Origin of the sequence: Clostridium sp. AM42-4, from assembly GCF_003480105.1 — a bacterium.
Classification (GTDB): domain Bacteria; phylum Bacillota; class Clostridia; order Lachnospirales; family Lachnospiraceae; genus Brotaphodocola.
Genome location: NZ_QUIK01000007.1, coordinates 103,266 through 128,883, shown reverse-complemented (window position 1 = coordinate 128,883; position 25,618 = coordinate 103,266). Strand labels below are relative to the sequence as shown.

General features: G+C 47.0%; 20 protein-coding genes. 15 read left to right on the top strand and 5 right to left on the bottom strand.

The genetic code is table 11. The features are described 5' to 3' along the window. Positions 1-28 precede the first annotated feature (28 nt). The 4 genes from DW922_RS07540 (at position 29) to DW922_RS07525 (ending at position 9,877) form a co-directional block, all read left to right on the top strand. Positions 29-727: a signal peptidase I gene (locus DW922_RS07540; protein ID WP_118726217.1), complete on the top strand. Its 699-nt coding sequence runs from the start codon at positions 29-31 to the stop codon at positions 725-727. 117 nt (positions 728-844) lie between these two features. Beyond that, positions 845-1,372, top strand: coding sequence for a hypothetical protein (locus DW922_RS07535; protein WP_118726216.1), 528 nt, complete (start codon positions 845-847; stop codon positions 1,370-1,372). Positions 1,373-1,385: 13 nt separating this feature from the next. After that, positions 1,386-2,285: a hypothetical protein gene (locus DW922_RS07530; protein ID WP_118726215.1), complete on the top strand. Its 900-nt coding sequence runs from the start codon at positions 1,386-1,388 to the stop codon at positions 2,283-2,285. Positions 2,286-2,641: 356 nt separating this feature from the next. Beyond that, the gene (locus tag DW922_RS07525; RefSeq protein ID WP_195715025.1) at positions 2,642-9,877 is read left to right on the top strand and encodes an InlB B-repeat-containing protein; all 7,236 of its coding nucleotides are present in this window, start codon (positions 2,642-2,644) and stop codon (positions 9,875-9,877) included. A gap of 216 nt (positions 9,878-10,093) precedes the next feature. On the opposite strand, the gene DW922_RS17475 is transcribed toward DW922_RS07525, so the two are convergent. Further along, a complete protein-coding gene (locus DW922_RS17475) occupies positions 10,094-10,258 on the bottom strand; it encodes a hypothetical protein (RefSeq protein WP_154106747.1) in 165 nt (54 codons plus the stop codon). 106 nt (positions 10,259-10,364) lie between these two features. Between DW922_RS17475 and DW922_RS07520 the strand changes: the two genes are divergently transcribed. Beyond that, positions 10,365-10,604 carry a hypothetical protein gene (locus DW922_RS07520; protein ID WP_118726213.1) on the top strand — a complete coding sequence of 80 codons (240 nt, stop codon included), beginning with the start codon at positions 10,365-10,367 and terminating at the stop codon, positions 10,602-10,604. Between the two features lie 92 nt (positions 10,605-10,696). Beyond that, entirely contained in the window at positions 10,697-12,058 is a 1,362-nt protein-coding gene (locus DW922_RS07515) for an MATE family efflux transporter (protein ID WP_118720941.1), read from the top strand. On the opposite strand, the gene DW922_RS07510 is transcribed toward DW922_RS07515, so the two are convergent. The 3 genes from DW922_RS07510 to DW922_RS07500 form a co-directional block, all read right to left on the bottom strand. Beyond that, entirely contained in the window at positions 12,044-13,363 is a 1,320-nt protein-coding gene (locus tag DW922_RS07510; RefSeq protein WP_118726247.1) for an MATE family efflux transporter, read from the bottom strand. The two genes, DW922_RS07515 and DW922_RS07510, sit on opposite strands and share 15 nt — an antisense overlap. Positions 13,364-13,618: 255 nt before the next feature. Further along, positions 13,619-14,086: a large conductance mechanosensitive channel protein MscL gene (gene mscL, locus DW922_RS07505; RefSeq protein ID WP_347560280.1), complete on the bottom strand. Its 468-nt coding sequence runs from the start codon at positions 14,084-14,086 to the stop codon at positions 13,619-13,621. Positions 14,087-14,312: 226 nt separating this feature from the next. After that, positions 14,313-15,242: a LysR family transcriptional regulator gene (locus DW922_RS07500; protein WP_118726211.1), complete on the bottom strand. Its 930-nt coding sequence runs from the start codon at positions 15,240-15,242 to the stop codon at positions 14,313-14,315. 244 nt (positions 15,243-15,486) lie between these two features. On the opposite strand from DW922_RS07500, the gene DW922_RS07495 reads away from it, so the two are divergent. The 7 genes from DW922_RS07495 to DW922_RS07465 all read left to right on the top strand — a co-directional run bounded on the left by DW922_RS07495 (position 15,487) and on the right by DW922_RS07465 (position 22,359). After that, positions 15,487-16,920: an aspartate ammonia-lyase gene (locus DW922_RS07495; protein WP_118544076.1), complete on the top strand. Its 1,434-nt coding sequence runs from the start codon at positions 15,487-15,489 to the stop codon at positions 16,918-16,920. Between the two features lie 172 nt (positions 16,921-17,092). Beyond that, a complete protein-coding gene (locus DW922_RS07490) occupies positions 17,093-17,722 on the top strand; it encodes a cyclodeaminase/cyclohydrolase family protein (RefSeq protein WP_118726210.1) in 630 nt (209 codons plus the stop codon). Between the two features lie 108 nt (positions 17,723-17,830). Next, positions 17,831-18,667 carry a bifunctional 5,10-methylenetetrahydrofolate dehydrogenase/5,10-methenyltetrahydrofolate cyclohydrolase gene (locus tag DW922_RS07485; RefSeq protein ID WP_118726209.1) on the top strand — a complete coding sequence of 279 codons (837 nt, stop codon included), beginning with the start codon at positions 17,831-17,833 and terminating at the stop codon, positions 18,665-18,667. A 147-nt stretch (positions 18,668-18,814) separates the two neighbouring features. After that, complete coding sequence (locus DW922_RS07480; protein WP_118726208.1) at positions 18,815-19,444, top strand: flavodoxin family protein; 630 nt, start codon at positions 18,815-18,817, stop codon at positions 19,442-19,444. Between the two features lie 153 nt (positions 19,445-19,597). After that, entirely contained in the window at positions 19,598-20,110 is a 513-nt protein-coding gene (locus tag DW922_RS07475; protein ID WP_118726207.1) for a GNAT family N-acetyltransferase, read from the top strand. A 262-nt stretch (positions 20,111-20,372) separates the two neighbouring features. After that, a complete protein-coding gene (locus tag DW922_RS07470; RefSeq protein ID WP_118544105.1) occupies positions 20,373-20,975 on the top strand; it encodes a cytidylate kinase-like family protein in 603 nt (200 codons plus the stop codon). Continuing rightward, a complete protein-coding gene (locus DW922_RS07465) occupies positions 20,965-22,359 on the top strand; it encodes an MATE family efflux transporter (RefSeq protein ID WP_118726206.1) in 1,395 nt (464 codons plus the stop codon). The genes DW922_RS07470 and DW922_RS07465 overlap by 11 nt, the downstream gene beginning before the upstream one ends. A gap of 3 nt (positions 22,360-22,362) precedes the next feature. On the opposite strand, the gene DW922_RS07460 is transcribed toward DW922_RS07465, so the two are convergent. Beyond that, positions 22,363-23,193: a deoxyribonuclease IV gene (locus DW922_RS07460; RefSeq protein ID WP_118726205.1), complete on the bottom strand. Its 831-nt coding sequence runs from the start codon at positions 23,191-23,193 to the stop codon at positions 22,363-22,365. Between the two features lie 309 nt (positions 23,194-23,502). On the opposite strand from DW922_RS07460, the gene DW922_RS07455 reads away from it, so the two are divergent. Together DW922_RS07455 and truA are read left to right on the top strand one after the other, a co-directional pair. Continuing rightward, positions 23,503-24,669 carry an aminotransferase class I/II-fold pyridoxal phosphate-dependent enzyme gene (locus DW922_RS07455; protein WP_118726204.1) on the top strand — a complete coding sequence of 389 codons (1,167 nt, stop codon included), beginning with the start codon at positions 23,503-23,505 and terminating at the stop codon, positions 24,667-24,669. A 91-nt stretch (positions 24,670-24,760) separates the two neighbouring features. Continuing rightward, positions 24,761-25,612: a tRNA pseudouridine(38-40) synthase TruA gene (gene truA / locus DW922_RS07450; RefSeq protein WP_118726203.1), complete on the top strand. Its 852-nt coding sequence runs from the start codon at positions 24,761-24,763 to the stop codon at positions 25,610-25,612. Positions 25,613-25,618 lie beyond the last annotated feature (6 nt).

The window sequence follows — 25,618 nt, the reverse complement described above, 5'->3', positions numbered from 1 at the left end:
AAAACCATGACTGGGAAGGAAACACCATATGACGGAACAGGGACAGGCAGAAGTGGAACATACCGAAGCAGAATGCAAGAAAGCAGATCAGGCAGAAAAAGAACAACTGGAGATGAGGCAGGAAGAACCCGGGCAACTGGAAAGCAACCTTGCAAAAAATAAAACATCGGGCATCCGGAGCATCTGGATCCGCAGACTGGTTCTGGCTTTGCTTGGACTGCTGATGGGTCTGCAGATCTATTTCGTCAATGCCGGAAGAGTCATGGGCGATCCGCTTCCGATGCCGTTCGGCTACGGTGCGGCGGTCGTACTTTCCGGCAGTATGGAGCCAACCTATTCAGCCGGAGACCTGCTGATCGTAAAAAAAGCGGATCATTACCAGACTGGCGATATCGTAGTGTATCAGAACGGACGAAGTCTGGTGGTACACCGCATTATCGACATGAATGGTGAGACGGTAACGACTCAGGGCGATGCAAACAACGCCCCGGACGAGCCCTTTGCAGTCAGCCAGATCAAAGGCATCTCCGTGGGAAGCATCCCATTTGTGGGAACCTGGTTTCGCATCCTGAAAACACCGGTCGGACTGATGGCAGCGTTTCTTTGCACCATCTTTCTGATTGAGGTATCGTTCCGCAAACAGAGCGATACCGATGCGGCAGAGTTGGAGAAAATCAAAGAAGAAATCCAGCGGTTAAAGCAGGATGATGAGGAAACGAACAAATAGGGGAAACGAAAAATAAAAGAAACAAAGAGATAAAAGAAGCTAAGAGATAAAAAGCAAAGAAAAAATAGCGGAAGTAAAGACAATATAGAAAGCAAAAAAGCAGATGGGAGGGAGTTTATGGGAAAGAATGAGAGAAAACAGAGATGGCTTGGACATCTGCTGGTGATCCTGACATCGATGGTGCTGCTCACCTCCTGGTCACTTTGTGGGACGTATGCAAAGTATACGTCAGAAGCGACAGCAAGCTCAACGGCGCGGGTGGCGAAGTTTGAGGTTGATGTAACAAATAAAGGTGTATGGAAGCAGGAAACGGGGCCTGTAGTAGCTGAAATTGCACCTGGAGAAAAGATTTATTATAAGATAGAGGTAACGAATAAAAGTGAAGTATCAATTTCCTGTCAGTTGAGTCTTAAGAGTAAATATGAAGACTGGCCATTAACGGTTTCTATAACTGATAAAGATAAAAATGAATTATCGAATGGAAGTGCCGTGATTGAACCTGCTTCGAATACAAATTTCCCGCAAACTCATACGTATTACGCATGTATCAGTTGGGATGAGAATGCGGAGAATGCAAAAGACGCATCGAATGCGGGAAAAACCGATTTGGTCAGCATCATATTTGAGGCAGTTCAGGCAGATTAGGGGATGAGAGTGTATGAGGAGACAAAAGAAAAAGCAAGAGTGTGCGACAAAATTTTGGGATCAGATTGCCAGAATGCGTATGCCATTGATGGTGGTATGCATTCTGGCTTTTGGTGCTTCTATGATATATGCAAAATATATACAGACATCGCAATATAATGACGCTATAACTGCTAGAGAATTTTATTTTTCTAGTGATGTGCTGGATGGAGGTGTGCATGAAATTCCGGCATTGGACGAGGATGGAACAGCAACGCTTACCTTTCATCTGATGAATCACGAAGATCAGCTGAGGTATTCAGATGTACCAATTACGTATGAGGTTACATGGGAAGAAGAACAGAAAAACACGGCAGAAACTGATCATGTGGAATCGGCAAATGGGAATGAGGCAGGGAGACTGTTGCAGGGGACCAATCTTAGCGAGAAAATTGCAGCAGGTGAAGGCAAAAATGGTCAAACAAACGATAAAACCGTTACCATTTCCGGTCTTGAACAGGGAAAAACTTATACGGTAACAGCAACAGCCACTGCACCTTACACGAAGACCTTATCAGCAATCATTCGTGTGCAGCAGAAAAACGAAGAACTTCAGGCAACGGTTACCGATCATGGAAACTATATTGAGGTGACGGTGTGGACTGCAGATAAAGCAAAGAAGATAAGGTTAATCAATCAAGCAGTTGGATTGATTCCGGATAACACGGATTCCCCTATGAAAGATATGTTAACAGTAACGGATACTTCCGGAGAAAGTCAATCTGACTTGATAGATCTGAAATCCAATGCATCTCATGTATTCCGTTTTTTTAAATCCGATGCAGAAAAAAATTATAAAGCTACAGTAACTACTGTAACGGATCATGCAGAAATAGACAATGCAGTAACGGTGGAGGAGGTGACGAATGAATGAAGCGACTCATTGAGATTTTAAAGAAAAAAAGACAATGGAGACAGATCAGTGCGGTCGTTCTGATCGTCTGCCTGTTAGGAAGTGTGCTCTTGTCGAATCAGATTTCCGGGGTACGTGCCATTACGGATGAAGAAAAGGACTTTTGGAGTGATGCAACTCCATCCAATGCCAAGCATACACCGGACAATGCCGAAGATGAGGATGAGGAATGGACGCTTGCGAGTGGATCGAATGCGACGGTATCAAATGCAAGTCCATCCAATGCCGAAGAATACGAGCAGTTAACTCTGGAAGATGACAGCGAACCGGTTACGGTCAGTGGAAAACTTCCAATCGGTACCAGCTTAAAGGCAGAAGTGATCACGGAAGAAGAACTTCAGGATTATGGACTGGAAGAAGTAGAACTGAACAGCGGACGGCCTGTGTTCGCGTATGATATTTCCCTTTGGCTGCGCGGAAACCGCTATGAGCCAGAATATGCATTGACTGTTCAGATTGATAATACAGAGCTTCTGGGCGGCGAATTGAAGCTAGTCCAGATAGATCAGGATGAATCAGAAACAAATGCAGCAGGTGAACGAGAAACTAAAACGATCGATTCAGTCTCAGTTCCACAGTCTTTGGATTTTACGATGGATAACGAAGGCCAGGTCAGATTTACCATGAAAAAACTGGCAGTTTATGTTGGTCTGGATATGAGCAATCCTGATGCGGTCATTACGATTCAGGACCCGGATCAGTTGGTTTCTGTTACTGGAATTCTGCCCAAAGAGACCACGGTAACAGTGGAACCATTATCAGAAGAAACTCTGAGTGAACTGCAGCTTCCGGAAGGAGATATTACCTTTGCATATGACATTACCCTCTGGGTAGACGGGAAAGAGTATCAGCCAGAACAGCCAGTGAAGGTTAAAATCCTGCATGCAAAAGATGAGTATCATGAAGATTTGCTGATTACCCATGTGAAAGTGGATGAAGACGGAAATATGCAGACACCAAGCAGTCTATCAGGTGAGGTGGAAGACGATGGAAGCGCCAGTTTCCTGACGGAAGGTTTTTCTTATTTCATTGGATCTGCAAGGACGGCAGAACTGCAACTTGGTACAGTAACATGGGAACGAAAAAAAGGTTCAGTTGCGATCAAAGGCAATGGAACAGATCCTGGCGAATTGAAAGTCGATTTATTAAGCGATGAGGAGGAAAAATATTATAACGGAGCTAAGACCGTTATGTTTGCTTATAGCATTACAGCGGAGAATGCTTCTGATGGAGATTTACCGGGGGTCTGCGAAATTACAGTATCCGATTGCGGTATTATGTCCGATGATGAGTCGATAGAAATTTACAAAATTGCAAATGGAACTATCACTCTTTTTGGGCAGCCATCTGAGAAAAAAGAAGGTGAGGTGACGTTTCTTACGCCTGGGTTGGGAAACTATATTGCGGTCAGCAATATAGCAACGGTAAATCTGGCAAATGGTGCTGTCACGCTGACACCAGATTCTTTGGAAGGAACACGTCAGGATGGAAGAAAGGTTAGTGTACCGTTCGGAAAGGATGGTGCGAAATACCGGATTGCGCAAAGTGATGCGGTAACAAAGGTTTCGAACGGAGTTGTTGCAACAGGAGATTTCACGGAAGAGCGAACAATTATCCTAGATGGAGTTAGCACGAATGGGATTATTAATATCAATGCGCCGAACGGTGCAACTAAAAAAATCGTGTTGCAGCTTCGTGGGACGAACCAGGTGAAATGTATTAGTTATGGGACAGGTAATAAAGAACTAACGAATAATAATACGAATTCTGCACTGACGATTGATAGTTATGCAAGTTCTGGAAGTACAACCGGAGAACTTTACATACCCAGAAAGATGAAATCTAAAGAAGAGATAATAAACTATGTAGCTCAGGGAACAACTGGAGGTTTAGGAGATAACTGGGCTGCAGCAGGAATTGGAGGCTTTTATCAAAATGGAAGTCAGGGAACGACTGGCTTAACTATTTCAGGCGGAACTATTTGTGTATTGACATCGAAACAAAACTGTGCAACTGCAATTGGCGGTGGCGCAAATGCGGATGGAGAAGTTACGATCACAGGTGGTGATATTACTGCAATCTGCTGTGGAACTGGTGCGGCAATTGGAGGCGGAATCGGTTGGCAGGAGCGTGGAGGTCGTGGAAAAGTCACGATCACAGGCGGCAGGGTGTATGCGGAAAACTACGAATATTATTCAAGACCTGGAACTGATAATTATGGAGGAGTAGCAATCGGCAGTGGAAGTTCATTTCAGAAGGATGGTGCTTCTGCAGATATTGAGATTTCAGGAGATAGCTATGTAAAAGCCTATGCCCGTTACGGAAATGCAATTGGCAGTGGTAATAGCTATGATGGAATCGCAGCGCAGGCGAATATTACAATTAGCGGAGACAGTTTTGTTATGACCAATGCGCTCGGAGGAGGCACGAGCAAAAGCAAAAAAGGTGGTTCTGCAAATATCACGATCAGTGGCCAAGCACATGTGGAATGTGTGAACTACTCCAAGATTACAGATAAGTATGATTCATCATCTACCAATGAATTAGGTGCATTTGGTATTGGCGGTGGAGGAAGCCGGGGAGATGCGAAAGGCGGATCGGCGGTCGTAACTATTTCCGGTGGCACGGTAAACTGCAATGGCGGTAAGATTGGTGGCGGTTCCGCCGAAAACGGAGCAGGAGGAGATGCTTCGGTGATGATCAACGGAGGAAATCTGGATTGCGCATCCATTGGTGGTGGAGACAGTGTAACGGGTACTCCGGGAGCAGTAACAAAGTCCAGTACAGATGAGAACGGAACAGACGAAGCAGGTATTGAAATCTCAGGAGGAACCATAAAAACCGGAACGATCGGTGGAGGAAAGAATGGGAGTGGTACGATTGGTTTTGCGACTGCTGAAATTTCCGGTGGCGAAATCCAGGGACAGTTTGTTCTTGCAAACAGCGATGAAAATAAACACTGTTCGTTTGAAATGACAGGCGGAACCATTGACAATCAGAATTTAAGTAGCGCTGGATATGAGCGTGCACAGGCAAATGGAGGGGCTGTTTATCTGGATGATAAAAATGGAAGAGTCACGATCAGTGGCGGAACAATAAAAAACGCAACGGGCGTATTGGGCGGAGCTGTTTACATGAAGTCTGGAACATTTACGCTATCAGGAGAAGGCGTCATTGAAAATTGTATTGCAACGACATCTGTTGAGAATGATATGTCTACAAGTACATCTGGCTGCGGCGGGGCCGTTTATCTGGAAAATGGAACTGTCGATATTACGGGAGGATATATCAGAAACAATCAGTCGGAACAAGATGGCGCCGGCGTATACTTGGCAGATGGTGATCTGAAAGTATCCGGTGGAATGATTGAAAATAACACAGCGCTGCAAAATGGTGGTGGAGCTTATTTGCAAAGCGGAACGTTCTCAATGGGCAAATCGGCGGACGGGGAAACTACGTCTCAGACAACTGCTATTTCTGGGAATCGTGCGGTAAATGGCGCTGGAGTGTATCTGGCAGGCGGAACCCCCAATTTGTATTATGGAAACTTGACAGGAAATGCAGCCTCAGAAAATGGTGGTGGTATTTACATTGATAAGCAGAATGTTACGTTAAATCCTGTTGCTGCAGTAAATATTACTGGAAACAGTGCAACAAATGGAGCAGGCATCTATATTGCAGGAACAGAGAATGAGAATGATGCAAGCTTTGGTTTAGATAGTAAATGTAAAGGAACTGTTATGTTGTCTGGAAATACAGCTTCAGGAAAAGGTGGTGCTGTTTGTATCCAGTATGGTTCTTTCTTGCAAAACAGTGATAAGATCTCAATAGTCGGAAACAAAGCTTCTTATGGCGGCGGTGTAGCGGTTCTGGAAGGTGACTTCCAGATGACAGGTGGTGCAATTGGCTCAGTAAATGGAACCAATGCGGCTAGTCAGAGCGGAGGCGGTGTTTATGTATCCAGTGGATCGGTTACGCTGGATGGTGGAACCATTGCATACAATGCGGCAAAGATGCAAGGAGGAGGAATTGCGGTTGAAGATGGCAATGTCCTGATGTATCAAGGCAGTATCACATATAACAAAACATCTGGTGGAGCGGGTGGCGGCATTTATGTAAATGCAGATCAGAAAGAAGCACAAGTAATCATTTTGAGCGGCATGATCAGCAATAATTCATCTCACACATCAGGTGGTGCCATCGCAGTATTAAGTACATCGCAGAAGGCAAATATTGTGGTTGGAACCTGTCAGAACCATTTTGTTTCGGACCTGGATGACAGAAAATTTGACGGGTTTGATTTCCTATATGAAAAATATCCCACACATCACCATACATCCTGTCCTGTGATTGAAGATAATACAGCGGGAACTTCTGGCGGAGCGTTTTATGTGAATGGTAGTAAGGATTCTGTCATTGAGTTTTACTGCTTACACGAGAATGGAAATAAAGCCAAAGGCGAATCGCGCAGCAATGCTTTAAAAGTAGAAGGCGGAATCGTGAAAATCGGGGATGAAGGTTATACACAAGCTAGTCAAGATCCTGTTAAGGGAAATGTGTCTATGGCTGGTTCCATGCTGATTGAGAAGGGCGGATCCGTAACGGTTTCTGGAATTATGAGAAACCCATATTTTGAAGACCGGATTATGGTAGACAGCCAGAATGGATATTCTGACAAACGTGTGCAGGATAGTAAAAATGTGGTTTACCGTGTGAATTATATGGAAAATTTCACTGGAAATGGGACAACCCCAACCGGAGATTACATTACAAGGCAGTATTCGGATATTTCTGATAAAACAGTTGCTGCTTCCTTATTTGAGCATGGTGGGTGGACCATTCTTGAATGGAATACGCAAGCAGACGGGAAGGGGAATAGCTATAGTACAGGAACTAGGCTGACGGATACGGGAATCTTAGATAATCCTACTTTAACGCTCTATGCAATCTGGCAGAGAAATATGTATACGGTTGTATTTCATTCGAATGTGCCTTTGGGTGTTACGTATTCCGGTACAATGGCAAATCTGCCATGTACCGTCGGTGAAGAACTGACACTTTCGAAAAATGTGTATCAGTGCACGGGTTACCAGTTTGATGGCTGGAATACCAAAATGGATGGAACCGGTACTGCTTATCCTGATGGAAAACAGATTGATAATGGACTGTCCCAGGAAAATGGTGCGACGATCAATCTGTATGCACAATGGAGTGTATGTTTGCATCCTGCTGAAAAACAATCATATCAGGTCAATGAAACGAAAAATGGTCTGATCCAGATTTGCAGCTGTGGAGCGCATACTGCGGAAATAATCATGGATGCAGTGAATGTGACTTATGATAAAAATAACCATCCGGTTAAATTCAGCTACAAAGGTGATACATGGAGCGGAGCAGAACCGGTTATTGCCTATTCCTGGAGAACGCTGAATAATACAGGAGAATTTCAGCTATTGAATTCTGGAGAACTGCCGAGAAAAGCAGGCCAGTACCGGGCAGAAATTGAGGCCGGATCTGGTACAGCTGCAGAAGATAGCCAGAAAATCTGGATCAATTACCAGATTGCAAAGGCAAAGCAGGAAGCCCCGACAGGAAGATTAGTATATTCTTATGATAATACTGGAACAAAACTGACGATTAACCCGATCACAGTGGGCACAGATCCGCAAACAGATGATTATCACAGCATTCCTGTTTATGAACTGGAATACACCGCAAACGGAGTTATCAAAAAAATAACTCAGATAAGAAGTGATGAACTGACTAATCCAAATCAGTTTTCCATCAGTGGAGGACTTTCTTCGGAAGTTTACTGCCGCATTTCAGCATATTATGGAGAAACGAAAAACTATCTTGCTTCAGAGGCATTGGATGCCGGATTTTACACAAGCAGCAATGCACAGGTGCATTTTACTATGGATCCGGGTATTACTGTGGAACCATCGGAAGCACCTTCTGGTTTTGCTGATGATTCTGGCAGTTATCGAAAATGGTACCGTGTGAAGATTGATCAGGGATATCATAAAAAGAATTTCCAGTATTCTGTAGCAGTAGGAGGTAATAGTTCGGGAACTGATTCTGGTGTATCGTTTGAGAAATATGGTGCAGGGGCTGATGAAGACTTGAAAGACCTTTATTATCTGATACTTCCGACGATTAGTCGAGAATCCCAGCTGAGTGTAGAAGTATCAATTACAGGTGTGCTTCCGAATGCTGAGATGAAAGTAAAACAGGCGGCTGGTACCTATTTTGATGATTTTGATGGAATAGATGATTCTCAAACGCTGACTATTGGAGCTGATTCCGCATTCACGGCACAGTTTGATGTAAGCAACCGGCAAGCTGGAGAATATAGGAAACCTTATCTGAAATTTGAACAGATTGTTCCGGCGGGAACTACAATCATCATGCAGACTCAGAGTGCGGATCAAAATACGGTGCCGGATTATTGGTATTATAAAGCAGATACGAAGCTTGCGGCGGAAAGTAGTTTAAACTTAAACGAATTTTATAAAATGGGAGCTGACTCAGGTTCAATGTATTCGGATCCGACGGATAATTCGGATGTGATGAAGAAAAGTTATCGTTTCATTGTAGACTTTACAAATACCGCGGAGACCCAGGAAACAGAATCTTCAATGAAAAATGGTGGAAGCTTTATGAATCTGGTATTTACTCCGAATACAGGCAACACAGGTGATGCTTCGGATGGCACATCCGGTAATACAGAAACTGCCATTCCTGAATTAAAGAGAGGTACAAATATCACGAGAGAGTCTGGAGAGAGTTTTACATTGACACAAGACAGTTCAGACAGTCAGAATGAGCAAGGTTTGAAGTTAACTGCTGCTTATAATCTTTCTGCATCGGATCTTTCCATGTGGGCGGGGCGTACATATGGACTTGTAGTTTCTACGGACCAGGCAGACCGGATTCCAGAAGATATGAGACTTGAAGTTCAGGAAAATGAAAGCGATATTACTGTATATCCGCAAAATGAGCACGGAGAGTTTCTGGTGCCGTTGGATGAAATCTCAAAAACTTCGGATTCCAAATCGATCACATTGCGCTTAGTGTCAGATACGTATTATTTTGAAGGGCAATCATATGACAATATAAAAGCAGAATTATATGTATCGGCTTCCGCAGATACGGATACTTCTTTCAAAGGGAAATTGCTTGCGCAGAAAACGGGATTAACTCTGACCAGGAATGCAACGGAACTTCCGTCTGTTAAGATTCAAACAGAAAAGCGATTGTATGCGAAGAATGGCGAACTGAAGCTTACGATCATTTATCAAGATGCTGATAAGGTGGAAGCAACAATTTGGAAGAAGGATGATAATAAATATCTTGATACGATATTCCATCAGGAATTGAATGCGTCTGGAGAAGAGAATGTATTTCAATTAAGTAGTCTGGATGATGCTGGGGCAGGAAGTTATTGTCTGAAGATTATTGTATCAAAGACAGAAGGAGAGAGCATCCGGACAATCATGGAAGTTCCATATTATTTCATAATCATGGATGATGAATCGGAGAATGCTTCTTAGAAACCAGAAAATGTAGAAAAAGTCGCGGCTACATTGTGAGGGTATATCGGACGATATAGCTGTAGTAAAAGCGAAGGACACACTGTCTTTTTGTGACAGTGTGTCCTTTGCTCTAAAGAGTTTTTGAAAATGAAAAAATTCAAAACACTGACAGGAAATTTGGATGCCGAAAACTCTAATCGAAAACAGAGTTTTCGGAGTTTTTTACAGACTCAATCAGACTTGTTTTTGTATGGCAGTGAATTTCATTATGGATTCCTTTTTGGCGTGCATTTCACCTCGCATTTCACCACGTGCTTCCCCGAGCTTTTCACCCTCTGCAAGCCATTCTTTTTTCTCCATAGCCCGGTATTTCTGTTCGTCATATTCTGTTAAGATCACGTCTACCACCTCCGTTCGATGAGAAGAAATGTAAAAAACTTTTTTATACATCTTGTTGTTTTAGAGTGTGAAGTGTATATAATAGCATCAGAAGGAAGGGAAGATAATGCAATTTGATGATCTTTTTGAAATGAGAAAATTAGTCGGAACAAAATTAAAGGATTCTATTCAGAAAGACATGATTATCCTGGCAGATAATTTTATTACAGATAAAGACAAAAAGAATTTTGTGATTTATAAAGGGCAGAAATTAGAGGCTGCTATTGCGTACATACTGCAAGATATTTTTGTATTGCGGAACCCATGGTATCTACTTGACGTCCACATGAAAATAATACTACAATAAGCATAATGCCGTTTAGAATAGGAACGTTGGCATAAAGATTTTGGGAAGAAACGTTCTAAAAAGGAAGGTACGCAGGAAAAGGAGAAAAGACAGTGAAAGCAAACACAGATTTATTTGAAAATGCCCCGGTGCCGAAGGCCGTGGCGACGATGGCGATTCCAACGATGATTTCCATGCTGGTTGTGGTTATTTACAACATGGCGGATACATTTTTCATTGGACAGACAAAAGATCCGCTTCAGGTAGCAGCCGTGTCACTGGCTACGCCGGTATTTATGATCTTTATGGCACTGGGACATTTGTTTGGAATTGGCGGAAGCTCGGCAATTTCAAGAGCGCTGGGAGAACGGAGAAAGGACCGTGCATGGCATATTAGTTCCTTCTGCTGTTATGGTTCGTTGGGACTTGGCGTCATTGTGGCAGCAGTTTCCGTGCTTTGTATGGAAAAGATTCTGCGCCTGATCGGTGCAAGCGCGAATACCATTGATTTTGCAAGACAGTATCTGACGATCATTGCTGTTGGTGCGCCGACCATCATGTTTTCGACCGCATTTGCGAATATCTTGCGCGGCGAAGGTGCATCCAGGGAATCCATGATCGGGAACCTGCTTGGAACGGTTGTAAATATTATTCTGGATCCGGTTATGATCCTGGGGCTTGGCTGGGGTGTCTCCGGGGCAGCGCTTGCAACGGTGATCGGAAACATTGCGGCTTGCCTGTTCTATATTGCCTACTATGTGCGCGGCAAATCGATGCTGTCCATTCATCTGAAAGATTTTAAGATGGGAGATGGAATTGCCGTAGCGGTTGCGGCAATCGGTATTCCGGCTTCTTTGAATAACATTCTGATGAGTTTTGCGAACATCATCTTGAATCAGGCGCTGGTCGGCTATGGCGATACGCCGGTTGCGGCAATGGGCGTGGCAATGAAGTCGAATATGCTGGTAGTGCTGTTGCAGATCGGACTTTGTGTGGGAATCCAGCCGTTGATCGGTTACAATTACGGCTCTGGAAATAAGAAGCGCCTGATGCAGGTGTTCAAATTTACCGGCGCCGTTTCAGTGGTTATGGGAGTTATTTTGACCCTGTTTATGCTCATTGCAAGAAAGTCCCTGATCCAGGTCTTCATCAACGACGCAGAAGTCGTGGAATATGGTATCCGGATGGTCATTGCGCTGCAGCTTTCCGCCCCGTTCATCGGAATTTTGTTCCTGTGCATCAACACGATCCAGGGCATGGGAAAGGCGCTGCCTTCCCTCATCCTTACGGTCTGCCGCCAGGGACTGATTTTTATTCCGCTGATTTTTATTTTGAATCATCTGTTTGGGTTGGATGGTGTGATTTATGCGCAGCCGACGGCGGATTATCTGTCAATCATGGTGGGTGTTATCATTTGCACGCATTTGTTTCGGACGATGAAGCATCAGATGCAGGTTTCATCATTTTTTGAATAAATTCCGTATAATGCACACCGCCATCACCGCGGTTGCCAGGTCTGCGCATGCCTGCGACAACAGGACACCGTGGTATCCAAACAGATTAGAGAGAAGAAACAGGAAAGCGGCGTACAGTACACCCTGGCGGCATACGGATAAAAGGAATGCGCCGAGGGCATTTCCGACTGACTGGCAGACGCAGGTGGAGACCAGGGTGACAGACATGAAGACCATGCCGAGCTGCTGGCAGCGGAGCATGGCAGCGCCGTTTGCCATAATGTCGGGATCCTTCATGAAAATGCCGATGATGGCCGGGGCAAATACGCTCATCAGGATCGTGAAGACCAGCCCGAGTCCCATCTCCAGAAGATAAGCGAATTTCAGGATTTCTTTTAACCGTTTCTGGTTCCGGGAGCCGTAGTTATAGCCGATCAGCGGCTGGCCGCCAAAGGCAAAGCCGACCAGGATCAGCGCAGTAATCATGTTGGCTTTCAGGGCGATACCCATAGCTGCAATCTTATCGGTACCGTAAGCAAGCAGGAAATGGTTGGTCATCATGACCATGAAGCTCTGCATTAGGTTGGTGATGGAAGCAGGAATGCCGATCGTGAAAATATCCCGCGCCATGGTCCCGGAAATGTGGATTTCCCGGATGGATGCGGAGAGGCGCTGCGATTTTGTTACAATGACGAAAAGGTAATAGCAGTCCGCAAATACATTTCCAAGCACCGTTGCAATGGCGGCACCGGCTGCGCCCTGGTTTAGCACGAAGATGAACATAGGGTCCAGAACAATGTTGATGATAGAACCGAGTATGGAACCGATCATAGCCTGGGCTGCCATTCCCTCGGTGCGCAGGATGTTACTTGGAACAAGACCGAAGATGATGGCTGCGGAGCCAATGGCGATCCAGGTATAATAATCACTGGCATGTTGGTAAGTAGTTCCTTTGGCGCCAAGCAGGGCTAGAACCGGGGCGCGGAACAAAAGCAGGATGAGCGTCACCAGAAGTCCGAAACCAATGGAAGTCCAGATGCAGAATGCGCTGGCTTTCTTTGCTGCAGTTTCGTTTTTTTCGCCAAGCAGTCTGGAAATGATGGAGCTTCCGCCAAGTCCGAAGATATCTCCGAAGGCGATCATCAGCGTGAATACGGGAACAGCCAGGGAAACACCGGCCACCAGGTCCTGTTTGCCGGTGAGTGCAATGAAGTAGGTATCTACCATGTTGTAGATGAGAGAAACCATCATACTGAGTACGACCGGAAATGCGAGCGTGAGATACGCTTTTGGAACCGGCGTTGTTTCAAAAAGTTCGTTTTTCATAAGAATCAGATGTCCTTTCTGTGTGTACTGGCGCAAAATCAGCGGATGTACCACGGATGCACTTTCTGTATGGAAGTGCAATAAAAAACATCCACAACCCAGAACTGGATTATGGATGTCCGACCGTAGCGCAAAACCTTGCGCCCTATCATATGTAGTTAGTTATTGGCAAAATCCGTTTCTGTCTGCGCATCGCGTGAACCGAAATGGATTTTGTTTGTTCCTGCGGTATTTTAGCAGAAACAAAGAAACTCGTCAAGAGAGTTTTTCCACAGCCTCTTTCTGAAACTCGTCGGAAAGAATGGAAGTGCAGTGCGGACAGCGGGTCGCTGCGATCGCAATCTTGGTCTTGCAGTATGGGCATTCTTTCTCGGTTGGTGCTGCAGGCGGAGCCGGTTTTTTGTACAGTTTATTCAGCTGGCGGATGACCAGGAATACAACAAAGGCCATGATCAGGAAATTAATCAGCTGGGTTACAAACAGACCATAGGCGATGACAGAGGTCTGTTCTTTTGCTGCTTCCAGGGTTGTATAGTGTTCGCCGTTTAAGGCGATAAACATGTTGCTGAAGTCGATTTTTCCGGTGATCAGGCTTAAGGCCGGCATGACTACGTTTTCAACCAGAGAGGTGATCAGTCCGTTGAATGCGCCGCCGATGATCACAGCGACTGCCATGTCGATCATGTTGCCTTTCAGCGCGAATGCCTTGAATTCTTCCAGGATCTTTTTCATAGGTAGTCCCCCTTATGTAATCGATTAAAATAAGTATAAAATCAGAGGACAAAAATGTCAAGAAAGTGCCAGAAAATGCCAAAGGACATTTTCTTGTGGAAGGGTAAACGTAAACGATATAGACAACTATCTATAAGTGATATAGATACTATAGATAATCGGTAAAGCATTTGCTGGCAAAAATTGTGGGAAATTGTGCGAAAATTTCCCACAAAGATCAGATCATATCCAGAAAGGTGCTGACCACCTTTGGCATATACCGGCTGCGCTTGTAATAAAAATTCACTTCCCGGGAAGCATCCTGGTGGTTGAGCTTATAGTACACCAGATTTTCGCTGTCCGGAACGTGGCGGATCAGGGTGTCTGAGCTGAAGGAGATCCCCATGCCGTGCCGGGAGAGATTGTAGGCTGTAATCTGCTGGTCCAGCTCTAAGCGGATCTTTGGAAGAACGTGCGCGTTGTGGAACATCCGGTCAGCTCGTGTTCTGGTATCATTTCCACCTTTTAAAAGGAGAAAGTTTTCATTCTGGAAATGTTCCAGGGAAACCGGTGGGATACGGGAGTTGAAATGCCGGTTTTCCAGAATATCGGAAGCGGTGAAGGCATAGTTTTTCATCGTCTCGTTGATGGAAAGACGGGACGGAACGGTCAGCAGCAGGTGTTCTTCGCAAAAGAAGCGTTTGCTGTAGACTGCAGGGTCCATGTTCTGGTTGTCGATCAGAAGGTCCAGGGAGCCGGAAAACAGCTTTTTGGTCAGCTCTGAGGTGGTTGCTTCGACCAGATTTAAGTGAACTTGCGGATAGCGCTCCGTAAATCTGGAAATAAACGGCGGCAGCACATAGGAAATGAAGAGGTTGGTGCCTCCGATGGAGATGGAGCCGCTTTTGATCTCCCGCATGTCATTGATATAATTCTGAAATCCGTTTTCCACATCCATGATGATCTCAATGGAGCGGATGTATTCTTTTCCGGGATCTGTGAGCTGGATAGGGTTGGAGCTGCGGTCGAAGATGGGGAAGCCGATCTGGGCTTCCTCTTTTTTGACGGCAGCGCTTAATGATGGCTGGCTGATAAATAGATTGCGGGCGGCCTTCGAAAAGCTCATTTCTTTGTAAACTTCATAAACGTAACGCATCCCCTGAAACATAACTTCCTCCTGATATAGACAAATATCTATAAAAAGTATGATTTTATAAGTATTTGAAAATAGTGTAGTGCCAAATTATACTGGTGTCAAGAACAAACAATGTCAGCACCACATAAGAGAGATTCTGCTGCGGGACACAAATGCGGGAACAAGATGGCAGAAAACGGCAGCAGCCTGCAGGGAAGCATGGAATATTTGTATGGCAGGACATTTGGACGAAAAGATACATGGGAGGATCAGGAACATGAAGGAAGAGGAAAAGAAATATCGTCTGGAGCACGATTCGATCGGAGAAAAGGAAGTGCCGGAGGATGCCTATTATGGGGTTCAGACGCTTCGTGCTTATGAGAATTTTAATATAACGGGGCTGAAAATGCATCCGGAACTGATCAACAGTGTGGCGCAGATCAAAAAGGCGGCGGCCATCACCAACTTTGAGGTGGGTGAGCTGGATAAGAAGCGGGCATCGGCCATTACCCAGGCCTGCGACGAGATCATTGCCGGAAAGCTGCACGACCAGTTTATCGTAGACCCGATCCAGGGCGGCGCCGGAACTTCTTTGAACATGAATGCAAATGAAGTCATTGCAAACCGTGCAATCGAGATCTTGGGTGGGAAAAAGGGCGATTACAAGCTGGTCAACCCGAATGACCATGTTAACTTTGGACAGTCCACCAATGACGTATTCCCGTCCTGCGGAAAGATGGCAGCGTTAAAGCTGCTGGGCAATGCGCAGGAGCAGCTGAAACGCCTGGAAGAGGCACTCATGGACAAGGCGAAAGAGTTTGATTCCGTGATCAAGATGGGCAGAACCCAGCTGCAGGATGCCGTGCCGATCCGCCTGGGACAGGAATTCCACGCATATGCATCGGCCATCCGCCGCGATATCAGACGGTTCGACAATGCGAAGGAAGAAATCCGCTGCTTAAACCTGGGCGGTACCGCGATCGGAACTGGACTGAATGCGGATGTCCAGTATTTTCACCGCGTGGTAAAAAATATGTCCACGTTAACCGGTGAGGAGCTGGTGCAGTCCTATGACATGATCGATGCGACCCAGAACCTCGACAGCTATGCATCGGTATCCGGCATTGTGAAAAACTGCGCCGTGAACCTGTCCAAGATGTCCAACGACCTGCGTCTGATGTCATCGGGACCGAGAACCGGTTTTGGCGAGATCAACCTTCCGGCGAGACAGAATGGTTCTTCCATCATGCCGGGCAAGATCAACCCGGTTATCCCGGAGGTGGTCAATCAGGTTGCTTTCAATATCATCGGAAACGATGTAACGATCACCATGGCGGCAGAGGCCGGACAGCTGGAACTGAATGCCTTTGAGCCGATCATTTTCTATAATTTATTTGAATCGATCGAGACACTGACTTATGCGGTAAAGACGCTGGTGGACAACTGCATTACCGGAATCACTGCGAACAAGGAGCACTGCCGCAAAGAGGTAGAGAACAGCATCGGTGTCATCACCGCGATCTGTCCGTATGTCGGCTATGAGACAGCAGCAAACATTGCGAAAGAAGCACTGCGCACCGGCCGTCAGGTACGGGATCTGATTCTGGAAAAGGGTCTGATGGATGCGGAACAGTTAAATACCGTGCTGAACCCATACACCATGACAGAGCCGGGAATTCTCGGAAAAGACCCGATGGAACAGCTTCGATAGCAGTCCTGTTCTTTCTGATTTACCGGAATAGCAGGGACGAAACAGAAAAAATGCGTGCAGACTTTAGAATGCGACTTTTGGAACGCCAATCCACTCACGGACTGGCGTTCTTTCTTTTGGTATGTTATAATCACGAGGATGAACGCAAGAACGAAAGCGAGGATTCCTTATTATGATAGAAAAAGAACTGATGGGACTGTGGCTTGAAACACTGGCATCGAAAGCGCCGGTTCCGGGCGGCGGCGGTGCGTCTGCCCTGGGCGGTTCGGTGGCAGCAGCACTGGGACAGATGGTATCGAATCTGACAATTGGAAAAAAGAAATATGCAGACGTGGAAGAAGAGGTGCAGGAGCTGATCGGAAAGCTGCAGGCACTTCAGAATGAATTTCTGGATCTGGCAGACCAGGATGCCAGAGTCTTTGCACCGCTGGCTGCGGCTTACAGTCTTCCAGCTTCTACGGAGGAGGAAAAACAGGTAAAAGCACGCATTATGGAAGAAAACCTGCTTGCGGCAAGCCTGGTACCGCTTCAGATGATGGAAAAGGCAGCGGAAACCATAGAACTTCTGGAATTCCTGGGGGAGAAGGGCAGCCGTATGGCCGTTTCAGATGTAGGCGTGGCTGTTCAGTTTGCAAGAACAGCGCTGACCGGTGCGGTTATGAATGTATACATCAATACAAAGTCCATGAAGAACCGGGAAAAAGCGGAAGAGTTAAATGCAAGGGCGAAGAAGCTGATCGAAGAGGGAACCAGACAGGCCGATGAAATTTATGCGAAAGTGCTTAAGCAGCTGGTCGGATAACGCAGTGTGGTTTGAAGGCTTTTGTGTATTTTAAAATAGAAAATACACAAAGGAGAAGAAGAGAGTTCCAAAATACGGAGAGAGACAGAATATAAGGGAGGACATTCCATGCGAGTATTGAAAGGTGCAGAGGTTTCTGCCAAGATCAAAGAAGAGGTGCAGGCAGCGCTTGCAAACAGAGCCGGGGAGGCACCAAAACTGGCTATTGTACGGGTGGGAGAGAACCCGGATGATATGTCTTATGAGCGCGGTGCAACCAAGAAGATGGAAAATTTTGGACTGCGCGTGCAGTCTTATGTGTATCCGGCTGACATTTCGGATGCAGAGTTTAAGGCAGAATTCACCAAAATCAATGAGGATCCGGATGTGACTGGAATTCTCATGCTCCGTCCGTTGCCAAAGCAGATTTGCGAGAAGGACATTGAGCAGATGATCAATCCGAAAAAGGATCTGGATGGAATCTCACCGGTAAACATCGCAAAGGTATTTGCAGGCGATAACAGCGGCTTTGCTCCGTGCACCGCTGAGGCTGTCATTGAGGTATTGAAGGCAGCCGAGATCCCGATGACCGGAAAACGCGTGACGATCGTGGGACGCAGCATGGTAGTCGGAAAGCCGCTTTCCATGTTAATGTTAAAGGAAAATGCGACTGTCACCATCTGCCACACCAGAACGAAAGACCTGGCAGGAACCTGCCGGAATGCGGAAATCCTGGTGGCAGCAGCCGGACGCGCAAAAATGTTAAACGGCGATTATGTGGGCGATGATGCAGTGGTGATCGATGTCGGCATCAATGTGGATGAAAACGGAAAACTCTGCGGGGATGTGGATTACGATACCATTTTAGAGAAAGCCCAGGCGGCAACTCCGGTACCGGGCGGTGTTGGTGCGGTGACAACGGCAGTGCTGGCGAAGCATCTCATGCGGGCAGCAGGACTCTTGTAATAAGTAGAAAGAGTTACGATCCGCGGCTGGAAAACCAGGATATGCCGGCAGATTGCGGCTGTCTGCATCGAACAACTGGTTGTCCGGTTGAAAGAGATAAAAAGACGAATCGAAAAACAATGGATGGAACGAAAGGAGAAGATTCACATGGCAAAAGTATTACTGATCAACGGAAGTGGAAATGAGCATGGCTGTACCTTTACAGCACTGAGCGAGGCAGCAAAGGCATTGAATGAAGAGGGCGTGGAGACCGAGATCATCCAGCTTGGAAAAGATGCGATCCGGGACTGCATTGGCTGCGGCGCATGCGGCAAGCTTGGACAGTGTGTGTTCGGTGAGGATAAGGTGAATGAGGTAGCTGCAAAGGCAAAAGAGGCAGATGGATTTATCTTCGGAAGCCCGGTTTACTATGCTCATCCAAGTGGACGCGTGCTTTCCTTCCTGGACCGCCTGTTTTATTCCGCTGGCAGTGCCTTTGCGTATAAGCCAGGGGCAGCAGTGCTTTCTGCAAGACGCGGCGGAACGACTGCATCTTTCGATGTGCTGAATAAGTATTTCGGCATTACAAACATGGTAACGGTTGGTTCCCAGTACTGGAACATGGTACATGGCAACAAGCCGGAAGAGGTGATGCAGGATCTGGAAGGACTGCAGACCATGCGTACCCTCGGACGCAACATGGCGTGGGTAATCAAATGTCTGGAGGCTGGAAAGAAAGCCGGAATTACCGCGCCGACTGGAAGAGAAGAACGGGCAAGGACCAATTTCATCCGCTGATTTCAAACCGTTGTGTAAACATGAGTGAAAATGGTGCATGATTTTCCGTGACAGTGTGAAACGGTTGTTTCGCGGACTGTACATAGAACGAATGAATCGGTTGTTTTTCAAGAAGTACATGGAAAATCGAATAAGAAGAGCGGAGTGAAATAAATGGAAATCAGAAAAGCAAAAGAGCAGGATCTCTCGGAAATTTTAAAGTTGTACGCAGAAGCGCGAACCTTCATGCAGAAAACCGGAAATGGAAGCCAGTGGGGAACCACATATCCGCCTGTGGAGCAGGTGGAAGCAGATATCCGCGAAGGAAAAAGCTATGTCTGTGAAGCAGAGGGAATCCTTGCCGGAGTATTCTATTTTTCCGAAGGACCAGATCCGGATTACGCAAAGATCTATGAGGGAAGCTGGATCGGGAATGAAAACTATCATATCATGCACCGCGTGGCAGCGCCGGGGCGGGTAAAAGGAGCCGGATCTTTTTGCATCCGCTGGTGCGCGAAGCACAGCGGCGGGGATTTGCGGATCGACACGCACAGAAATAATCTTCCGATGCAGCACGTGCTGGAAAAAAACGGATTCCAGAGATGCGGCATCATTCATCTCGCAAATGGAGATGAGCGGATCGCGTATGAATTTCTGGAAAATTCCAGGAGCACCGGGATAGAATAAATCCATGGACCGATTGTGGCTGGTGAAATTGCAGCAGGCGACAAAATTAGGGAAAATTGGTGCATAATTTTGTCGGAAGCGGTAGCTTTCTGTGGATAAACATGCTAAGATGGAGACACGGTATCCGTGCGGTTTACGGTGTCAGTACATGCCTTTTTGAAAGGGCGTGGTGACCGAAAACAATGCAGCAGGGGTGGTGCACATGGAATCGTGTGAAGCATTCTCGGAAAATGGGAAAGATACCGGAGAGGAGGAAACAATTATGAGCAGAGTCATTACCATAAGCCGTGAGTTTGGCAGCGGTGGACGTGAGGTGGGGTTCCGTCTGGCAGAAAAGCTTGGCATTCCATTTTACGATAAAGAAATTATTTCTATGGCGGCAGAGGACAGCAACATTTCCGAAGAAGTCTTCCACAGCCACGACGAAGTTATTGGAAACAAGGAGCGGATCGATCACGATTATGTATCCGTGAATCCGTTTTCTCCTTTATATGAAGTTCCGGTATCTGACCAGGTGTTTATGGCCCAGTCCCAGATCATCAAAAAGCTGGCTCAGGAAGGCCCTTGCGTGATCATTGGCCGTTGCTCCGATATTCTGGTGGAGGACGGCTTCCATGTGTTCATCTGTGCTGGTATGAAGAAGCGTGTGGAGCGTATGTTAGCATTAGAGCCGCAGGAAAGCGCTAAGAAGATGGAAAACCGTATGCGCCAGATTGACCAGAAGCGCCGTGATTACTACCAGTATTACAGCGGAAATGAGTGGGGCAACCCAAGAAACTATCATCTGAGCTTAAACAGCGGGAAGCTTGGAATTGAGCGTTGTGTCGATATCATTATGGAGAGTCTGAAGCTGTATGAGCAGTAATCAGGGCTCTGACAAATTAAATCATACGGATTCAAAGAAGAATCAGGCATTTGCGGTCAGCATGACAGAAGGGTCTCTCTGGAAGAATATCTTTCTGTTCAGCTGCCCGCTGATTTTTTCCCAGCTTTTAGAGGTCATGTTCAACCTAAGCGATGTGGCTGTGGTGGGCCGCTTCGCGGATTACCGGGCGCTGGGATCGGTTGGGTCGACCAGCCTTCTGGTCACGCTGTTTACCGGATTTCTTATTGGCATGGGAAGCGGAGTCAATGTCCGCGTGGCCCACAGCCTGGGAGCCGGAAACCAGAGGGAAACGCAGGAAACGATCCATACCTCCTGCCTGATCTGTCTTCTGACCGGACTTTTGATCTGCATCATCGGGCTGACCTGTTCGAAAACATTTCTTCTCATGTTAAATACAAAGGAAGAACTGCTGGATGGTGCCGTGAGCTATTTGCGGATCTATTCCCTTGGTATGCCTGCGCTGGGACTTTACAATTTCGGCAACGGCGTGATGAGTGCCAGAGGGGACACAAAACGTCCGCTGGTATACCTGTTTATTGCAGGAATCCTGAATGTGATTATGAACCTGGTCTTTGTCATCGGGTTTCATATGGCGGCAGAAGGCGTGGCGATTGCCAGTGTTATGGCGCAGTATCTGTCAGCGGGACTGATCCTGCATCACCTGTGGTGCCGGAGAGATGTCTGCAGGCTGCAAATCAGCAAACTCCGCTACCACAAGGTGGCTGGACAGGCTGTTTTAATGCTTGGAATCCCGGGAGGTCTGCAGCAGGCCATTTTTGCGATCGCGAATCTGTTTGTGCAGGCAGGCGTGAATTCGTTTGATGCAGTTACCGTATCCGGAAACGCGGCGGCCGCAAACACAGACCCTTTGGTCTACAATTCCATGTTTGCTTTTTATACTGCCTGTGCCAGCTTTATGAGCCGGAACCTCGGCGCAGGAAAAAAGGACCGGGTGTTAAAAAGCTACTTTATCTGCCTGACCTATGCATTTGCAATCGGAGTAGCATTCGGCACCCTGTTCCTTGTATTCGGGCATGAATTTTTATCGCTGTTTGCAACGGAAGAAGCCGTCATCCACGCAGGTCGGGAACGTCTCTACGTCATGAGCTTTTCCTATGCGGTTTCTGCATTTATGGACTGCTCCATCGCGGCATCCAGAGGAATCGGAAAGAGTATCCCGCCGACGATCATCGTCATTTTAGGATCCTGCGTATTCCGTGTGATCTGGGTATTTACGGTCTTTGCCCATTTCCACACACTCACTTCGCTGTATCTTTTGTATTTCTTTTCCTGGGCGATCACGGGAGTGGCAGAGGTGTTGTACTTCTGGAGGAGTTACAGGAAATTGGCTGCTGTTCGCTGATACTTATTTTACATGCTCCCGCATCAGCGCAATCTCTGCCGCATACCCATCTAATTCATTTGGTGTTTCCAGATAAAATGGCAGATCCTTTAACGCCGGGTGCTGTACCACGCAGATCAACGCTTCTTTTCCGATGCAGCCTTCCCCGATTTTTGCATGGCGGTCTTTGTGGGCGCCAAGAGGATTTAAGCTGTCGTTTAAGTGAATGGCACGAAGCCGCTCCAGACCGATGATCCGGTCAAATTCGGCGAGGACTTCGTCTAGATGGTTTACGATATCGTAGCCGCCGTCCCAGACGTGGCAGGTGTCCAGGCAGACACCCAGATGGCTGTTTAATTCCACGCGGTCGATGATCTCGCGCAGTTCTTCAAAGCGGCCGCCGACTTCGCTTCCTTTTCCGGCCATGGTTTCCAGTAAAACAGTGGTGGTCTGTTCTGGCTTTAAAATAGCATTTAGCATTTCGGCAATGTAGGTGATGCCGGCCTCCATGCCCTGTTTGACATGGCTCCCCGGGTGAAAATTGTAGCAGTTTCCCGGGGTGTACTCCATGCGCAAGAGGTCATCGGCCATAGTGCGGCGGGCAAAGCCGCGGATGCCCTCGTCGGCAGAAGCAGCGTTTAAGGTATAAGGGGCATGTGCCAGAATCTGGTGGATTCCGTGTTCTTTTGCGAAAGCAAGAAACTGCGCGACATCTTCTGGGTCAATATCCTTTGCTTTTCCGCCGCGTGGATTGCGGGTGAAGAACTGAAAGGTGTTGGCATTAATTTTAACAGCATCCTTTCCCATGGCGAGGTAGCCGCGGGAGGAGGAAAGATGACATCCGATGGTAAGCATGGTGATGGACTCCTTTACGGTAAATTTTATAGTTGGGTTTAAAAAGCACGTTGGTATGGTTGGAATTTTTGCAAACCGGGATGAACGTGCTTTTTTGTTGCATTGCATATCGGGGCGGCATCCATGATGCGTCCGATGATCTGCTGTTCTTAGTATACAGCAAGACGGAAGAAAAGCAAAGTTAGTCGAGACTTTTGTGGAAAACTGTGGTAGAATAAGCCTAATCTTTTATGAAAATATGAGATGACACAAAATGTTTCAGGCGGTTGCAAAGCTTGGATATGTGCCGGAGTTACGGAGGAGAAAATTATGAAATTTGCAAATAGAATGAACCGGTTTGGAGAGGGTGTATTCTCCAGACTTGCCGAGATGAAACGCCAGAGACTGGAAGCCGGGGAGAGTGTGCTGGATTTGAGTATCGGTGCGCCGAATATTCCGCCGGCGAAACATATTCTTGACGTGCTCTGCAAAGAGGCAGCCGATAAAAACAATTACATTTACGCGATCAATGACCAGAAAGATTTGCTGCAGGCGGTTTCCGGCTGGTATGAGCGCCGTTACGGTGTAGCACTGGATCCGGACACAGAAATCTGTTCCCTGCTTGGTTCCCAGGAGGGACTGGCTCACATTGCCATGTCTATTGTGGATGAGGGTGACCTGGTGTTAGTTCCGGACCCGTGCTATCCGGTATTCGCAGATGGTCCGCGTCTGGCTGGGGCTGAGCTTTATTATATGCCGCAGAAGAAGGAAAATGGTTATGTGATCCGCCTTTCCGATATTCCGGAGGATGTGGCACAGCGTGCAAAATTCATGATCGTTTCCTATCCGAACAACCCGACCGCTGTTATGGCACCGGATTCCTTCTATGAGGAGCTGATCGCATTTGCGAAGAAGTACGATATCATTGTCCTTCACGACAATGCCTACAGTGAACTGGTATTTGATGGAAAACATTGCGGAAGCTTCCTTCGTTTCCCTGGGGCAAAAGAGGTTGGCGTAGAGTTCAATTCCCTGTCAAAAACTTATGGTCTTGCTGGCGCGCGAATCGGCTTCTGTGTGGGAAATCCGGAGGTAGTAAAGCATTTGAAGCTTCTCAAATCCAATATGGATTACGGCATGTTCCTTCCAATCCAGAAGGCAGCAGTTGCAGCTATCACTGGTGACCAGACTTGTGTGGAGACAACCCGTGCAGCTTACGAGAAACGCCGCGATGTGCTCTGCGATGGCTTAAATGCCATCGGCTGGAAGATTCCAAAACCGGAGGCAACCATGTTCGTATGGGCACCGGTCCCGGAATCCTTTACGAGCTCTGAAGAATTTGCAGTGGAGTTGGTAAAGAAAAGCGGAGTGCTTGTTACACCGGGCAGCGCATTCGGACCATCCGGAGAAGGTTATGTGCGCATGGCACTCGTGCAGGATGAGCCGGAGTTAAAGAAGGGCATCGCTGCGATTGAGGCGTGTGGGATTCTAAAATAAGTTTGATTAAAAAGCAGCAGGCCACGAAATGCCGCCATTCGGCGGCATTTCTGGGTCTGCTGATGTGATTTTATCTGATTAAGGAGCGTTTATGAGTCAGAATTATAAAATGATCATACAATATGAAGGCACCCGCTATGACGGCTGGCAGAAGCAGGGCAACACCGAAAATACAATCCAGGGGAAGCTGGAAAAGGTGTTAGCGCGCATGACGGGATTTCCTGTGGAAGTGCATGGCTCCGGACGCACGGATGCCGGTGTGCATGCGATGGGGCAGGTGGCGAACTTTCACCTGCCGGACGGGTGGAAGCCGGAGGGGGGCCAGAATCAGAATGGCGGCCAGAATCAGGAAAAAAACCAGAAAAATGACTGGCACAAAAACGGGGATCACGATCGGAAACAGTTCGCTGTGGTAGACTGGATCCGTGATTACTGCAATCAGTATCTCCCAGACGATATTGCCGTAACCGAGTTGACACCGGCGCCGGAGCGCTTCCATGCCCGCTTGAGCGCAGTGAAGAAAATCTACACCTATCAGATCGAAACCGGGGCAAAGCGCAATGTATTTTCCCGCCGGACCTGTTATGGACTTGGCCAGCCACTTAATGTGAAAGCCATGCAGAAAGCGGCAGACCTGCTTTGCGGAACCCACGATTACAAGAGCTTTTGCGGAAATAAAAAGATGAAAAAGTCTACGGTGCGGACCATTTACCGGATTGACGTAAAGCAGGATGCGGGCAGCAGTCTGGTGAAGCTGGAATTTGAAGGAAATGGCTTTTTACAGAATATGGTACGCATTCTGACGGGAACCCTGGTCGAGGTGGGACTTGGAAAGCGGGATGCAGGCACGATGCCGGAGGTTCTTGCGGCACTGGACCGTCAGGCTTCTGGTTATACGGCACCGGCAGAAGGCCTTTGCCTGAAGAAAGTATTTTACGAGTAAAGGCTG